Annotated in this window: 17 protein-coding genes and 2 pseudogenes; 4 read left to right on the forward strand and 15 right to left on the reverse strand. The window is 46.0% G+C overall.

Annotation, left to right across the window (positions count from 1 at the left end):
- Window positions 1-338: 338 nt before the first annotated feature.
- The 6 genes from JCM16159_RS16370 to JCM16159_RS08385 all read right to left on the reverse strand — a co-directional run bounded on the left by JCM16159_RS16370 (window position 339) and on the right by JCM16159_RS08385 (window position 3,564).
- Complete coding sequence (locus JCM16159_RS16370; protein WP_243666417.1) at window positions 339-509, reverse strand: hypothetical protein; 171 nt, start codon at window positions 507-509, stop codon at window positions 339-341.
- A 189-nt stretch (window positions 510-698) separates the two neighbouring features.
- Window positions 699-917, reverse strand: a complete 219-nt coding sequence (locus tag JCM16159_RS08365; RefSeq protein ID WP_243666418.1) for a hypothetical protein — start codon at window positions 915-917, stop codon at window positions 699-701.
- Window positions 875-1,078, reverse strand: a complete 204-nt coding sequence (locus tag JCM16159_RS08370) for a hypothetical protein (protein WP_054857529.1) — start codon at window positions 1,076-1,078, stop codon at window positions 875-877. Before JCM16159_RS08370 ends, JCM16159_RS08365 begins: the two co-directional genes overlap by 43 nt.
- A gap of 73 nt (window positions 1,079-1,151) precedes the next feature.
- Window positions 1,152-2,897, reverse strand: coding sequence for a hypothetical protein (locus JCM16159_RS08375; RefSeq protein WP_054857530.1), 1,746 nt, complete (start codon window positions 2,895-2,897; stop codon window positions 1,152-1,154).
- On the reverse strand, window positions 2,894-3,250 hold the full coding sequence (locus JCM16159_RS08380) for a hypothetical protein (RefSeq protein WP_054857531.1): 357 nt from the start codon (window positions 3,248-3,250) through the stop codon (window positions 2,894-2,896). Before JCM16159_RS08380 ends, JCM16159_RS08375 begins: the two co-directional genes overlap by 4 nt.
- The gene (locus JCM16159_RS08385; protein ID WP_243666419.1) at window positions 3,250-3,564 is read right to left on the reverse strand and encodes a hypothetical protein; all 315 of its coding nucleotides are present in this window, start codon (window positions 3,562-3,564) and stop codon (window positions 3,250-3,252) included. The genes JCM16159_RS08380 and JCM16159_RS08385 overlap by 1 nt, the downstream gene beginning before the upstream one ends.
- 92 nt (window positions 3,565-3,656) lie before the next feature.
- Here JCM16159_RS08385 and JCM16159_RS08390 point away from each other — a divergent pair, with 92 nt between their 5' ends.
- Together JCM16159_RS08390 and JCM16159_RS08395 are read left to right on the forward strand one after the other, a co-directional pair.
- Window positions 3,657-3,884, forward strand: coding sequence for a hypothetical protein (locus JCM16159_RS08390; RefSeq protein ID WP_054857533.1), 228 nt, complete (start codon window positions 3,657-3,659; stop codon window positions 3,882-3,884).
- Between the two features lie 154 nt (window positions 3,885-4,038).
- Window positions 4,039-4,251 carry a hypothetical protein gene (locus JCM16159_RS08395; RefSeq protein WP_054857534.1) on the forward strand — a complete coding sequence of 71 codons (213 nt, stop codon included), beginning with the start codon at window positions 4,039-4,041 and terminating at the stop codon, window positions 4,249-4,251.
- Between the two features lie 279 nt (window positions 4,252-4,530).
- On the opposite strand, the gene JCM16159_RS08400 is transcribed toward JCM16159_RS08395, so the two are convergent.
- The 5 genes and pseudogenes from JCM16159_RS08400 to JCM16159_RS08420 form a co-directional block, all read right to left on the reverse strand.
- Complete coding sequence (locus JCM16159_RS08400; RefSeq protein ID WP_054857535.1) at window positions 4,531-5,070, reverse strand: hypothetical protein; 540 nt, start codon at window positions 5,068-5,070, stop codon at window positions 4,531-4,533.
- 264 nt (window positions 5,071-5,334) lie between these two features.
- Window positions 5,335-6,249 carry an alpha/beta hydrolase gene (locus JCM16159_RS08405; RefSeq protein WP_243666420.1) on the reverse strand — a complete coding sequence of 305 codons (915 nt, stop codon included), beginning with the start codon at window positions 6,247-6,249 and terminating at the stop codon, window positions 5,335-5,337.
- A gap of 114 nt (window positions 6,250-6,363) precedes the next feature.
- A complete protein-coding gene (locus tag JCM16159_RS08410; protein WP_054857537.1) occupies window positions 6,364-7,176 on the reverse strand; it encodes a GNAT family N-acetyltransferase in 813 nt (270 codons plus the stop codon).
- A gap of 22 nt (window positions 7,177-7,198) precedes the next feature.
- The gene (locus JCM16159_RS08415) at window positions 7,199-8,356 is read right to left on the reverse strand and encodes a radical SAM protein (RefSeq protein WP_054857538.1); all 1,158 of its coding nucleotides are present in this window, start codon (window positions 8,354-8,356) and stop codon (window positions 7,199-7,201) included.
- 146 nt (window positions 8,357-8,502) lie between these two features.
- Window positions 8,503-9,558 (reverse strand): annotated as a pseudogene (locus JCM16159_RS08420) (RNA-guided pseudouridylation complex pseudouridine synthase subunit Cbf5).
- A gap of 85 nt (window positions 9,559-9,643) precedes the next feature.
- On the opposite strand from JCM16159_RS08420, the gene JCM16159_RS08425 reads away from it, so the two are divergent.
- A complete protein-coding gene (locus JCM16159_RS08425) occupies window positions 9,644-10,327 on the forward strand; it encodes a hypothetical protein (RefSeq protein WP_054857539.1) in 684 nt (227 codons plus the stop codon).
- Window positions 10,321-10,758, forward strand: coding sequence for a GIY-YIG nuclease family protein (locus tag JCM16159_RS08430; protein WP_054857540.1), 438 nt, complete (start codon window positions 10,321-10,323; stop codon window positions 10,756-10,758). The genes JCM16159_RS08425 and JCM16159_RS08430 overlap by 7 nt, the downstream gene beginning before the upstream one ends.
- A 75-nt stretch (window positions 10,759-10,833) precedes the next feature.
- Here JCM16159_RS08430 and JCM16159_RS08435 read toward each other — a convergent pair.
- From JCM16159_RS08435 to JCM16159_RS16385, 4 genes and pseudogenes are all read right to left on the reverse strand, one after another.
- Window positions 10,834-12,452, reverse strand: a pseudogene (locus tag JCM16159_RS08435) (DNA topoisomerase VI subunit B).
- Between the two features lie 356 nt (window positions 12,453-12,808).
- Entirely contained in the window at window positions 12,809-13,186 is a 378-nt protein-coding gene (locus tag JCM16159_RS16375) for an MmgE/PrpD family protein (RefSeq protein WP_243666421.1), read from the reverse strand.
- A gap of 5 nt (window positions 13,187-13,191) precedes the next feature.
- Entirely contained in the window at window positions 13,192-13,491 is a 300-nt protein-coding gene (locus JCM16159_RS16380; RefSeq protein WP_243666422.1) for an MmgE/PrpD family protein, read from the reverse strand.
- Between the two features lie 8 nt (window positions 13,492-13,499).
- Window positions 13,500-14,192, reverse strand: a complete 693-nt coding sequence (locus JCM16159_RS16385; protein WP_243666423.1) for an MmgE/PrpD family protein — start codon at window positions 14,190-14,192, stop codon at window positions 13,500-13,502.
- Window positions 14,193-14,228: the final 36 nt, after the last annotated feature.

Genomic DNA, 14,228 nt, shown 5'->3' on the forward strand with positions numbered 1-14,228 from the left:
CACATGCGGGCTCACGACCACCACAGCCAAGAGGGCTATTGCCACTATGCCCATTATTGCGAGGGCCTTTAACCACGTTGGCGTGGATTCCATTTTTCCATCGGCCTTACTTTTCGTGCACTAGTTAAATAGCTTGTGTTTTAGGAATCCCGGTTGGGGACGCAATCATGAATCAGGGGCCAGCTCTCATCACTTGAGGATTGCCAGTACTAATCACTAATTAGCAAGCCCAAGGGCTTGCTAATTAGGGCTAATCATGCATTAAAAGCTAAAATGAGCATTGGCTAATTTCAACCCTAATTGATTACGATAGTTAAACTAAGTTCGCTGTCAAGTGTTCAAAATAAATTCTTCAGCGAGTCAATGCCTGCCTTCTTGATGAAGTCTGTCGTGATCCTGACTTTATTCGTGGCCGTTAGGGATGCCGGTACTGCCCAGGCCTGGCCAGGCCTTGGCTCTAGGATGAGGGCAAATAACCTGCCGTGCCTTAAACTTTGTAAAGAAACCATTAAAACTTCTACAACCCAGTCACGGTATTCTACCATTCTACCAATTCTACCAGGCTTCCCACACACTCTAGTACTCAGAGTCTTCGTATCCTCAATTCGACACCCCACGTGGGGGTAGAGGTAAAGTAATAAGTGGGAGTTTGGTAGAATTGGTAGAATGGTAGAAAGCCGTGCTACACTTGTCAAAGTTTAAGCACTACCATTCTGCTCCTCATCCTCTTTCGCGGGTTCCTCGCTGGCTTCATAAAAGACCTTGAGGAATTCGTCCAAGTCAAGGACGTAGTACCTACTGCCCTTATAGGGTATGCCCTCCTTATTCATCCATTTCCTCCTTCCTCCTGGGACTATGCCCAGGGCATACGGCTTCACGTAAACCTTGACCCTACCATCCTGGAGCGCCCTAGCCACTGAATTGGGTACCTTGGGCTTGTGGTGAAGTCCTCGTTAGGCCCAACACCGAGGAGTTTAAGCGTCCTCTCCTGTATTGCCGTGACCTCGTCTGAGTACTTTGCCCTATGAAGCTCGATGCCCGATGACGGGTTATTGATTAGGGCATCCACGACATCCATCCAGGACCTGACCTGGATGCCAGTTTCCTCGCGAAATCATACGCCGCATCCCTGAACTCCTCGGCATCGTTTCTTAGCAATTGGGCTTTTCGCCTTCGAATTCCTGCATCACGAGGTCAAGCGCCTTGATGTAGTCCTCAATGACCCTCACCAACTCCTCATTATCCACTGCATATTCTCTACCCAGGGCAAGGAGTAACTTCTTCGACAACTCAAAGATGTCCCTCGCCTTAATCAACTCATCCCTGTACTTCATCCAAACCCTATTTATTGCACCATAGATCGGCTTAATTGACTCATACAACTTATGAAGTTCATCGGTTGTGAAGTTCGGCAGCTCATGAACCCAATTAATCACCACGACACGCCTGACGTATGCGAACTCACTCGCAAGCTCCTGGACTTTCTTTAAGAACCTGCTGAACGGCACGTTAGTGAAGACGACAACCCCTCTCGAACTCATGAACTTTGCACCAATGCCAAGCCCGTACTTGGCAGCGTGGACGCCAATTATGCCCGAGCCAACTGTGGCTTCAATGATCAATTCGGCATTGTTGGCTAATGCCCTCTCGGTCTGCTCGTCAAGGATCAACGGCAGCCTGTTGAGGCTAATCAGGTTACGGAACTGCTGATAGCTACGGACACTGCCCTTGATGATCACGAAGTAATTCGCGTTGTATTCATCGGTAATGCCCAGGAGTGGAGCTAGAACATACTCAACAAGCGTTGTCTTACCCTCCCCTCCACGTCCGTAGTTCCATATGAGCGAGTCGATAAATGTCCTGTTTCGCTTCCTCACGACTGGGCTCACGACCTTACCGAGAACCAACGCGACATTCGCGAGTGCACGCCACTTATTATCGCCAGGGTAGTGACTCATTACAAAGTCATGAATTGCTGCTAAGGACTCAATGCCGTAGTCATTGAGGTCAAGCGTCAAAGTCTTGAGATTACTCAAGCCAAGCAACTCCGCAAGCCTCTGCGTTGGGTCAATGATGCCCTCCTCGGTAATACCAGGCATTAGGTAGCCAGAATCCCTGATTGTTAAATTTTCAATCGCAACCTGAACCTCATAACTCAACCTCTCGATTATAAATCCCGCGTTCCTCAACTCATTCACGATCTCATTCTTATCAATGACGACGTGCAGTCGACCAGCGTCATCAGTAAATAAATAGTACGTGTTGTCCATGAATAGGTCATGATATTCAATGATTCGCCTAGGTAGGACTGCGATTGGCTCATGAACCTCACGCTCCTCCCCATACCTCACTAGAAACACCTCGACCTTGTGCTCGCCTCTTATTTCGACATAGACCTCCTTCACACAATCCTCCTCATATTCGCCAGTCTTCTTATTGTAAATGTAAGCTTTCGACACGCACTCCCTGAATAGGTTATTAGAACGAAGCAGATACCTTGTAACGGCTTTTGCGATTCCCTCAGCTATTGGCCTTGGAACATTCAATGTGTTCATGATGTCATTTATCTCACTATAATGAACCCAACCACAGCGATCGCCATAGCAAACGTAGTTGGGGTCATTAACCTTGACCTTGACCTCAACGCCATCGACCTTACCAATTGCTATGAACTCCTCAGACTTAACCTCTAGTTTTGTCTCGGGTTTTGATTCAGCTTTTGCTTCGTTTTTAGCCTCAGGCTTAACTTCCTTATTAGATTGATTATTATTGCCCTCGGGAAGGCCGAGGACTTCAGCGAGGCTAGTCTTCTTTTCGGGTATATCGTCCCACGACTTCATGCATTTGTTCAACTTCTCACTCCATACGAAGCCAGGTGGGCATTGCCCACTGCTCATTTAGAACACCTCACAACATCCCTATCGATGTTCACAACAGCATCCCAAACATTTGTGGGTAATTGAAAGCCAGAAGCACTCGCGAGCTCAATCAATCCCTCCTTATGGAGTGGAACGAGCAATTTGTAATACAATGCGTCAATGACCTGCAGCGCCTCTTCCTCCCTCAATTTCATGACGATGACCGCATACTCGATAAGTAGCCTAATGGCTCCAATCGAGAAAACCCCAGCGTTTATGCGGCAAGCATATCTTTTTAACCAGGCCTTGAAATCCTCAACGTTGATTAATTCGACGATCTTGTTGTTCGAATATCCGTAGGCCTTCACTATTTTCATCTTTCTATTCACCATCACGCCTCACCCATCCCTCGCTTCTCAATAATCACCTTTGCCCTCGCCTCGGTGATTCCCTGCCAAAGGATGTTCAGCCTCCTTGGTAATGTGAATAGGATATACGTCCTATTACCCTCCCTCTCAATAATGGGCTTAGCCTCTATTGGAAGCTCAATACCCCCATGATTAATGACCAACCTAACCCTCACCCCCACGTACTTCATTAGCTCCTCAACCACGACTTCATCCCTAACCACGGCTAGGTGCTGCCTCCCACGCTTCCAAATCCTCACCCTCATGGGTATCTCAACAATTGCAGTTCCATTCCTCAACACCTGAACGCTCAGTTACACTGGGGCCTAATTAGCTGGGCGCGAGTGAAGTGTAAGTATTTTAAACACCTAATTGTTGAGTTATTACTTGTATGTGGTTTTACATCACAGGGCAGAGGATCCAGGAGGGCTCACAGGAGTTGGTTGGTGGGGATTTGTACCAATGCCCTACTAGGAGTATTTCTAGTGGCGATTTTGAGGAATTGAGGAGTTGGATTAGGAGGGTTTGTGAGGAAATTGGGTGGGTGCAGGCCCGTAATCCCAGTAGTATTGAGTACCTTGTCTCGAGACCTGGGGCAAGGAGGGGAAGTATAAAGTAATAGCTTACCTACCATCCCTTGATGGCTTCGAATTCCATAATTCAGTGAGGTATCCAAGCCCATATGACTTTAGCTGGAGTATTACGCCAGGGTTTATCATGATGGTAGATACCTTAGGATTACTATCCCTAAGGTAATACTCCCCGACGAAATCATGGGTAATAAGAAACTAATTATAAGCCTATACATTGAGGTGGGTAAGAAACTAACATTTAGTACAAGGCTTCAAGTGGGCAGGAGTGGTGGGAAAACGCTTTACTACTTCATTAGAATACCTAAACGCGTGATAAGGGGTCATGGGATTCAGGAGGATGAGTTAATAGGTAGGAAGGTGAAGGTCATTATAACAGATGAGGAAAAGTATTAGGGTGGGCATGTTACGGGCATACGATTTATGCGCCTAAACTTACCTAACCACCACCAAACTACCTGACTCACAAATAACATCTGTTACGAATAATCGTATTAATTCCCGATCATTAAGTTACGGATTTGTGGACTCAAGATCCGCTGGCGAAGGCCTGCGTGGGTTCGAATCCCACCCCCCGCACCAGGAATTGGAATTCATCTTGTAAAATTTCACCGTGAGGAATTTAATTAAGGAAAAGTAAGCTCGAATTTTTATTTTGATGGTTGGTACCTGGTGTTAGAATGAGTCAAAGGCGACTACATACCATACAATGAACATGGTCACTAGGAACGCGCCAACATAGGCGTTTCCTGTCTTTCTAAAGTAGAACGTCACTAACGAAGCAATTAATGGCCATAGTATTACGAAGGGTATCATGTATATTGGAAGTACACTTAAGTTAGGTGCGTGCCCAGCAAATATTTCGCCATAGACAATGGCCAGCCAAATTATTATGCCCAGGGTTAGTACTACGGAATTTATGGCCATTTCAGCCCCAATACCTACTTTCCCATTTCTTGGTCTCATAAATCCGCTAAACAATACGGCCAGTGGCACAAGGAGGACTGAAAATGGTAGTAGGTACGCCCAGAAGTACACAAACCTTCTAAAGGTCATGGGTTCCAGGGCCCAGATCCATAACCTAAAGTCCACATTGAATGTGTAAAACACGAAGGCCAGTATTACGTATAGGACTGATAGTACTATTGCTGCGAAGGCGAAAGCCTTGATTATGTTTATTATGGTCGTTTTTTCTATCGCCCCATGAAAGCCCATAATTAACCGCAGTTGCACCCTTTTTCCTCAGGAAAACAAAGTGATCTAATATGAGGAGTACTATTGTTATACCGCCAACCACCAATGCCCAAAACATGTATACATCACTCTGTACCTGGGGAAATACTATACTCACAAATGACGTTAAGTGGCTCCAAACGAATAGGTTTGTCCATATGTATAGCGCTGGACCTAATGCCGTTACTATCACAGCATTTATCCACCAACCAATCCCCGTGAATCCCCTATAGTCAGGCACTGGCTTTACCAGGGACCTAAAGACACCTGCCCTAAGCAGTAGGATCCCGCGGCGAATAGGAAGATGAATGCGCCGAATAATGCTATTCCTGTACCAACTACCTTCCACTGCCATATTTGGTTGGATGGCGGTATGTAAATAGGGGCGCCAAGGGTTTGATAGAACCACTGTATTACTTCGGCTATCTCCGTTGGATCATCAGTTGCCTGAGCATGGGTTATTGGAGGTTGATACAATATTCTTGCAGTTCCATCACTTATAGATCCATATATCACGTTCGGCACCACCGGTTGTGAGGTATTGAAGAACTGCATTAATAACGGCGACCTAGGCGCGTCAAAACCCGTCGGTTCATGCATCATTAGTGGCCCTAACTCCTCGTATAGCCCAAAGGCTATGGCCACGTTCTTAAGATGACTAACCAGTGATGGGCTGTAGAAGCCGTACCAAAATGGCGTTGATTCCATGAAAAACATGGACCTATAATCACTTGGAAGAGCCAGGGCAGCCTCGGTTATGGCTAAACCACCCATGGAGTGGCCAACAAGCCCAATATCACTGGCATTAACCATCGGCAGAGATGCCAGGTATTTCAACGCGCTTACTGTGCCGTAAGGTCCATAGGCAATTAAAAGCCCTATGGTACCACCGGAGAGCCCGTGTCCGTAAGGATCCATTATTAACACCACGTATCCTCTTCTCGCCAATTCAATGGCTACATTCTGCATGAACTCCTTTTGATTATTCCATCCATTAACAGCTAAAACAGCTGGGGCGGGATGTTTTGGTGATGCGGTACTAGGTACGTAAAGCATGGCGCTTATTACTGCCCCATGATCACCATATATTGATATTTGATATACGTGGACAAAACCAAAGTCAGAATTAACATAGGATGCAAAGGCACCCCCGCCTATCATTAAGACTAGAGACACTAAAAGCAGCATTAGATAAGTCTTAACCTCAGGATCCATACTTTTTCAGCTTATTAATCAGGGTTTATACTAAATAAAAGTATAAAGTATATAGTGTATTTATATTATAGCTAAGTTAGACATTATTATGATGAACTCCTGTACCGCGTAATAACCAAGCCCCTTATAAAGCTTCAGGGCGGATATATTATTCTCATCTACATATAGCATTGCCATAGCGCCAGCATTAATTGCATCCTTAGTTACCGCGGAGACCGCGGCTTTCGCAAAGCCCCTGCTCCTGTAGTTGGGTGTCGTGAATACGTCACCGATGATCCAAACCTCCGGCAGCTTTAGGTACGTGCCTGCAATAGCCACTAACTCATTATTGATGAATAAGCCGTAGTAATGCCAGTGAGGTGATGATAATCTAATTAACGCCTCAGCCCTGCTTATACGTGCCCCCTGTATGTTCTTTATCCCAAGGAATTCGTCAATGTCGTTAATTGATAATTTGCGGACTATGGCATTACCGTTGATTATGAACTCCCTGAATGTGTTTCCCTGGCAAACCATTGTTAGGCCCCTGGATAGTGATATCACGCCCCTACTGGATAGTTTATTGACCAGGCTATTTACGTACTTGGGCTCGGTCTCTGCATAGATCACTAGGTGATTACTTAATGAAGCCTTATCAAGTATGTTAATGGGCGCATTACCGATTACGTGAATCGCCGTGTATGACAATCCCCTGAATATTAGTATGTAACCAATTATCTCATTACCGACCACGTTTAGGTACGCCTCGGTGAACTCCGGGTAGTAAGTAATGTCGTAGAACAGGTAGGCATACCTAATGGGATCCGCCATGTAGGCCCTCTTGATTAGGCTAAGTACATCCCTATTCAACTCCCTGAATATATCAACAATCATTTCCTTAATTAGGAGTAAATCATTACCTGGATTTATTAATCAGTTCCTTAATGATGGGGCAGTAAGGATCAGGCGAATTCACGGAGCCGAATGCCGTAAATGCCCGGGCAGGACAACTTGCGTTGCATAGGTCAGCCATTGGGCAAGTGCTGCATGGCCTTATTTCCGCATATCTCCTACCCCTAAAGGACCTAAAGCCATCCCTCCAAATAGCCCTAAGGTCATCCCTCAACGCATTGCCCTCGTAGAACTCCTTACTCATTAATAGCTCACACCCATAGACATTACCGTCTGAGTCTATTACGAACCTACTCCTGCCTGCAGGGCATGTTGAGTAATTAATGATTTTAAGGGCATTAAGTCTCTCCCTTGACTTTCTATATACCTCATATAAATCGCTGAGACTAAACCTAAAGCCATTTAGGACCAGCTTGACGTTGGTCCTAATGCGCATTAAATCCTTAATCACCATCCTCGCCAATTCATCGCTAAGTGATAAACCGTTCTCTCGAGCCCTACCAAATTCCTGAGCACGTATAAAGGTGAGCACGGGTACCCTCAACCTCTCCGTTAGCTTAACCATGTCGATTACGTAATAGGCATTATCAGGAATTACCGTGTATGACAACGACACGGCAATACCAACCTCCCTAAATACATTAATAGCCCTGATAGCCTTATTAAAGCTACCAAAACCCCTAATCACGTCATTAACCGCGGGATTTGGACCATCAAGGCTTACTTGGACCTGGTCAAGACCAGCCCTCTTAAGTTGAAGCGCGTTTTCCCTATTAATCAATGTACCATTGGTGCTCATCGATACGTAGAGGCCGAGATCCTTCGCATGACTTATTATCCTCAATAAACCCCTCTTAATCAGTAACGTCGGTTCACCACCCAATAAATACACGTACTTAACCTCCAAATCCCTTAGTTTATCGAGTATGTGAAGCCAATCATCAACATTCAACTCCCCACTTAATGGCTTACCTGCCGATAAATAGCAATGCCTACATTTGAGATTACACGCGTGGGTTAGGTGTATGGTTACGTCATTTATCGAATCCATGCTTAGGTATGGAGGTTCGTTACCACCCTCCATACTACTCCGTAGGACCAGTATGTGGCCCAGTGGTGATGCGGGGCATTCGTCTAGGTATATCTCGGTTTCATCAATCACTTAATCGCCTAATCTCCATAATTGTGTATTCCTGTTTAAATTACGGATGTCGAAAGGAAGAGTCAGGTGATCCGCTGTTCCTCACCAGGTCAGTTGACCCTCAACTCTCATCAATCAGCGCATTAATTATGAAAGAAGTAATAAAGCTATTGCTGTGACTTACCCTCAGAACCTTGTGGCTTCTCCTCAGCCTTTCCCCCGGTATTCCTTCGCTTCCACATTGGTGGGTACGTGCCCTTCTTCATGACCACCCTGGTCGTCTTAACAGCGATTCCTCGCTGTGCCCTCATTATCTCATCACTAGTCATCTCCGCATAACCAAGGGCGACCAATTCATTCTTAAGCGTCATTATTGCCACAAGCGATCCCTTGTTAATATTGTTCGTTAACTTAACAATGCCTGGAACCGCCAACGCGGCGCCATGGCATACAGCATCGACCGCTGAGTCCCTAATCCAGACCTTGGTAGGTGCCTAACCATGTACTCAACGGGCTTCACGTAGGTCCTGAGCAAGTCCTCAACACTATAATCCCTATAGAGTGTGTACGCATCCTTAAGGTCCTGAAGTGTAACTGCCTCCTTCTCCGTGAAACAACCAACCCTGGTTCTCCTTAGCTCCCTCATGTTAGCGCCGACTCCCAGTACTTCGCCGATGTCGTAGGCGAGTTTCCTAGCGTAGGTCCCGGATTCCACGTTCATCTTAATCAATGCGTATTTACCATCCTCTCGAGAAGCTCAAGTTCATAAACGTGCTTAATCCTCAACTGTCTCTTAACAGCACTCCTTAATGGCGGTCTCTGATAAATGGCGCCGGTGAATTCCCTGAGCACGGCCTTCAACTTCTCGTCATCAACATCACCGTGAAGCTTCATGACCATTATGTACTCCTTATCAAGTGTGTTTATTGCGGGCATTGCCTTTGTTGACTCACCAAGCGCTATGGGCAATACGCCCGAGACCCTTGGGTCGAGAGTCCCTGAGTGACCAGCCTTATCGAGATTAAGCATTTTCTTAACCCAGGCAGCCACCTCGTGACTCGTCGGCCCCCTTGGCTTATCGATCACCACAAAGCCGTACTTAAGGTATAGATCCATGGGCCTCTTCTCCGGTGGTATACCCCACTCTGGTTGGTCTGCTCGTTGGGTATCCTAACGAGGATCTCCGGCTCATTGCAGTAATTAGGTAACGACACGCCAATCATAATTTCAAGTCCTATGAAATTATAAAAGCCTATCTCCACGACACGGCAAATTAACTTTTATTTTACCCCACAGTAAAGACTACGAGTGCCAAGTATAAAGGCGTTAAGCGTAGCAATCCTAACGCTGGTACTCGCAATAGCGCTTGTGTACTCAATACACTCGCTATACATGGTCAGGAGTAATACCGCAGTGGGCGGTTCTTACGTTAACTCGGCTGAGTATGAGGAGTTGATGAGCAATTACACGAACCTACTCATTAAGTATACCGCACTCCTTCAGAAGCTGAATGAGTGCATGGCAAATGAAAGCTCGATTCAGTACCAGGGCTCACTAGGCCATAGGGAGGTTATTGTGAGTAACCTGGCCATGAACGCCACATTATCAGTAACAGGCTGTAATGGCTACACTCTACAATCAACTAAGGAACTTTATTTCGAAACTAAGGGACCTGGTTACCTAATAATAACGTATAGGTTGTCGAATCCCCAGGTCATTGAGGGTTCGGTATCGTATTACGTGTATGTCATGGCCCAGGCAATGCCCTCGATTCCCATGACCGCGGTGTATACGTACGAGAGCTCAACATATGCCTATGAGGCTGGTCAGTACGGACAATTAATCATCCCAGTACTACCAAACTCAACATATGCACTCACCCTCGGCTTTACATGCTATGTTGCTGAGTATTACCCACCGGCAAGTGCGGGTACGATGATTAATGGCAAGATACCGGAGAACGCCGTTATTAATGTGACCTATGTATGGTGAAGGAGCACAGCTATGTAGTCCTATTCAGGTGTAGGGGTGGCTATGTAACTACCAGGGGTAGGAAGTTCGCAATAGTCGATGGGTTTTACGCGTACGTGGGTTCATGCGGTAATGCATGCTCGGCACGCATAGTTAGGCATCTTAGTAAGGTTGTTAATAGGTTTTGGCATGTTGATTACTTGCATGGAGTATGTGATGAGGTAGCCGTCATGATACTGCCCTATGCGGAGGAGGATGTCGCCAAGGCATTACTTGGTAGGTTCCCTGGAATTCCAGGCTTTGGAAACAGCGATAAGAGGAGGGATAAAACACACCTATTTAGGGTGGGTTCAGGTGATGAGACCATCATTAAGATTCTCCATGAATTAAGCATGACCATTCATAAGGAACCGAATAATGAATGCAGCCATAAATTCAATAATCATTTATAATAGGTCATTATAGAGATAATCATATAAACTCACTATTCAATGTAGCCTAGTGATGTTGCTGGTGCGTCTGAGGGCTCATGATGATGGCTCGTGATCCTGATCACTCTTGCCCTCATTATTCCCGTTCTCGGCATTATTAATAGTATTTGTCAATAATTCCTCGAGACTTCTAATCTTTAATCTCTCCCTTATTAATGCGTTAATGCTACTCCTTAGTTCATCGAAGTCCGCCTTACTCACGTAGGAGAGGGCGCTGGCGATCTCCTCGGCATACATGCTGAATATTGCATACTTCATTAGTAATTCCTGCTCCTTTTCCTTCCTCGTTATGTAGAGCCTTAACTTCCTGGCGACCTCCCTAACCGCGTTCCTTACCTCGTTTTCTATCTCGGGTACCTCGGCAATCGCCTCCTTACCCGCACTTGCATATGGTATCTTCGTAGAGCATATGTGGACTACTATGGCTAGGGGGGCCGGGAACTTAACCTTGTATTGAGTCCAATCGATCTCATCAACAATCTTCCTAACAACATCATTGCCCTCATCGTATATCAACGGAACCTTATTAGCAAACCTATAGATAATCGGTTTATCACTGGGCTCGATAGCCCCACCCCAAGCCAACGCTGCCTCGACAATGAATGGATTACCCATGTACGAACTCGGCTTCCTAGTGACTGTAAATACAACCTCGGTCTAAGCACGAACTTGACACCCTCGGCAAGTATGTCCTCACCAATCGGTGAAAGCCAATCAGCCCTGGGCCTCCTCCACCCATTAAACTCCCTCATCTTTGTTACGAAATTAACCAATTCATCATTCACAAGCTTACCCACGGGCATGTCGGGCGGTAATCCAACAAAGTCAAGGAATGTCTTAGCAATCGTCTCACCAACACCATCGAAGTTCTCAACAAGGAACTCAAGCAGTGGCGTATTTGGGTCCCTCTGTATTAATTGCTTTATCAACTCCACATCAACACTCTTGGGATGCGGAAGACCCTCCTCCGGTGGATCAGGCATTTTCGTGGTTACCCTGGGTATTTTAATGGCGTCATCCTCATCTGGGCCCCTGAGTACAAACTCGGCATACGGCGCGACCATGGCGGTCCTCCTCAGGTACTCCTCAACCCTCCGCTTAGCCTTTGACCAGTCACCCTCAAGAACCACCTTAATCGCCGTGCCATGCCACCCATACTTATTCTCCAGCGTTCTCTGTGAGACTATCACGGGCTCGTTCTTCGTAATATCAATCATCAATTGATACTCATAAATAACATCACTCTTCAATGGTGCACTCCTAACGAGTATTGGCGTATTCGTGGTCGATTGGGCATATAGCACAACCATCTTGGCGCCAAGCCCGAAGATACCCCTGTGCTGCTTAATCCTATACTTACTGCTGTAGAATACCCTGCCAAAGACGTTTGGTATCTCATCCCCAGGTATTCCAATGCCGTTATCCTCAACGTAAATACTGACCCAACTCCTTGATTGATCAGCATAGTCAATGTATATTTTTATGCTCGGCAGTATCTTAAACGTCTCAGTCGCGTCAAGACTATTCTCGACAAGCTCCCTAATCGTTTGATAAACAGCCCTAGTTGAGTTACTAAATCCCGCTATCTCTCGATTGCGCCTAAAGAACTCAGCCGGCGATAAGGCCTCAAACTTAACAATATCGTTAGTACCCATGATCTAGAACCTAGGAGACGGAAACCAATTTAAACTTTATGCATTCTATACTATACATAAGGTTATTAATCATTAACAATACCCTGACCCGCAAAACCACACTATTGCACTAAGCATCACAAGGCATAACCTTAATTATTAGGCATACCCTATCAATGATTCCGCCACACTAAACACAGAAGACAATTATAATTTTAATTTTGCATAATCCTGTTTATAAATAAATAATGCCCATAAAATGAATTAACCCAACTACACTATATGGCAAGGTATTGCAATATTAATAGAACATTACTCATATGAAAATCTTCATGATTTAAGAATTAAAATAGTCTCACGGGCCGTTATTATTACACTTATATGACTATAGCCTTAAGTATTTGTTTAACATCCTTTAAATTCTCTAGGTTCTTCACGAGATTTATCACGATGTTTGCTTGGCCCGATGTTAATAAACCATCAGTTAACTTCCTGAACTTATCCTCAACCTCCTCATCACTCATTGGGTTCTTTGGGTGGCCCCTTGGGTGATCTACACGGGCTGTTAGTTCTCTGCCGTCCCTGAACTTCACGGTTATCCTATTGGGTATCGCCGACGGATATAACTTATCTAGTTCCGGATCTACATTAACCTTCATTTTCCTTATTAATGAAAGCACCCTGGGGTCACGTATGTTCTCGGGTTTGTAGTGGTAGAGCTCCACGGTACCGTATAGCAGCGCTACCGCCGTCACCCACATTAGGCTGTGGTCCGCAGTCTCCTTAGTCTTTGGATCCCACTTCTCGGGTCCTTAACTATTATGTCGTAGGCAGTCTTGAATGTGTCTATCGTTATAGCCTCAACATCGTCAGGCTCAATGGCCTTTCCATACTCCTGCCTAATCATCCTAGCCGCATCAACGGCCGACTGCGCATGGTACTCCACTGGGTATGGCTTTATGTACGTGTCTAGTATCCTCTTGGGGCTCGGTATTGAGCTCAGGTCAAGTATTAACTTATCATTGAATTCCCCAGCCAGTAACTGCCTTATGAAACCCATCTCACCCTTCAACGGTGCGTCCGGCCCCGTGATCCCTCCCTAGCCAGTAACACCGCGAACACGGCATTCCTCGAGGAATTGGCGGTTGCCGCCGCCTTCCAGTGACTAAGCTCACCAACCCTTGACTGCCTCATGGCCGCATGCGGTACCGTGGCTATCGATAACGCATTCAAGGCCTCACTCTCACTAAGGCCCATGAGCTTCGCGAGGCCTGCCGTAACCGCAATTCCTATGTAATTGACGTGATCCCAACCGTGGAGCCTAAGACTACCCGCATCGCAAAGCCTAACGCCTATCTCATACGAAGTTGCTATGGCCGTTATCAAATCCCTACCACTCAATCCCCTATACTCGGCAGCCGCGAATAGTGCAGGGATCATATCGCTTGGGTGGAGCGGCTCCTTGCTTAGGTACGTATCGTTATAGTCGAGGTACCTAACCATTAGCGCATTAGTAAATACAGCCCACTCAATCGATGACATATCAAGCGTGCCCCATACCGTGGCCTCAACATTTGACCGGTGATTCTTAGCAATACTCCTCGCTATCTTAACGGGCTCCGCCATGAAGGCTGCCAGGGCAACGCCAAGGCCATCGAGGACTCTACGCTTAACCTCATTAATGACTTGCTGATCCAGGTCCTCAAACTTAACATTAAGCGCATAATGAATTATGGCCTCACCAACACTATCCTTAACCATATTCACCTAATGATACAACGCCCTGATTTTAATGCA

Source organism: Vulcanisaeta sp. JCM 16159, assembly GCF_001316265.1.
Lineage (GTDB): Archaea > Thermoproteota > Thermoprotei > Thermoproteales > Thermocladiaceae > Vulcanisaeta.

Bases quoted from the DNA above. Each gene is read 5' to 3' on its own strand.
- JCM16159_RS08405 (WP_243666420.1), bottom strand. From the start codon at position 6,249: ATGATAGGCGGGGGTGCCTTTGCATCCTATGTTAATTCTGACTTTGGT.
- JCM16159_RS08410 (WP_054857537.1), bottom strand. From the start codon at position 7,176: ATGATTGTTGATATATTCAGGGAGTTGAATAGGGATGTACTTAGCCTA.
- JCM16159_RS16385 (WP_243666423.1), bottom strand. From the start codon at position 14,192: ATGGTTAAGGATAGTGTTGGTGAGGCCATAATTCATTATGCGCTTAAT.
- JCM16159_RS16370 (WP_243666417.1), bottom strand. From the start codon at position 509: ATGGTTTCTTTACAAAGTTTAAGGCACGGCAGGTTATTTGCCCTCATC.
- JCM16159_RS08370 (WP_054857529.1), bottom strand. From the start codon at position 1,078: ATGGATGTCGTGGATGCCCTAATCAATAACCCGTCATCGGGCATCGAG.
- JCM16159_RS08395 (WP_054857534.1), top strand. From the start codon at position 4,039: ATGGGTAATAAGAAACTAATTATAAGCCTATACATTGAGGTGGGTAAG.
- JCM16159_RS08430 (WP_054857540.1), top strand. From the start codon at position 10,321: ATGGTGAAGGAGCACAGCTATGTAGTCCTATTCAGGTGTAGGGGTGGC.
- JCM16159_RS16380 (WP_243666422.1), bottom strand. From the start codon at position 13,491: ATGGGTTTCATAAGGCAGTTACTGGCTGGGGAATTCAATGATAAGTTA.
- JCM16159_RS08375 (WP_054857530.1), bottom strand. From the start codon at position 2,897: ATGAGCAGTGGGCAATGCCCACCTGGCTTCGTATGGAGTGAGAAGTTG.
- JCM16159_RS08400 (WP_054857535.1), bottom strand. From the start codon at position 5,070: ATGGGCTTTCATGGGGCGATAGAAAAAACGACCATAATAAACATAATC.
- JCM16159_RS08390 (WP_054857533.1), top strand. From the start codon at position 3,657: ATGTGGTTTTACATCACAGGGCAGAGGATCCAGGAGGGCTCACAGGAG.
- JCM16159_RS08380 (WP_054857531.1), bottom strand. From the start codon at position 3,250: ATGGTGAATAGAAAGATGAAAATAGTGAAGGCCTACGGATATTCGAAC.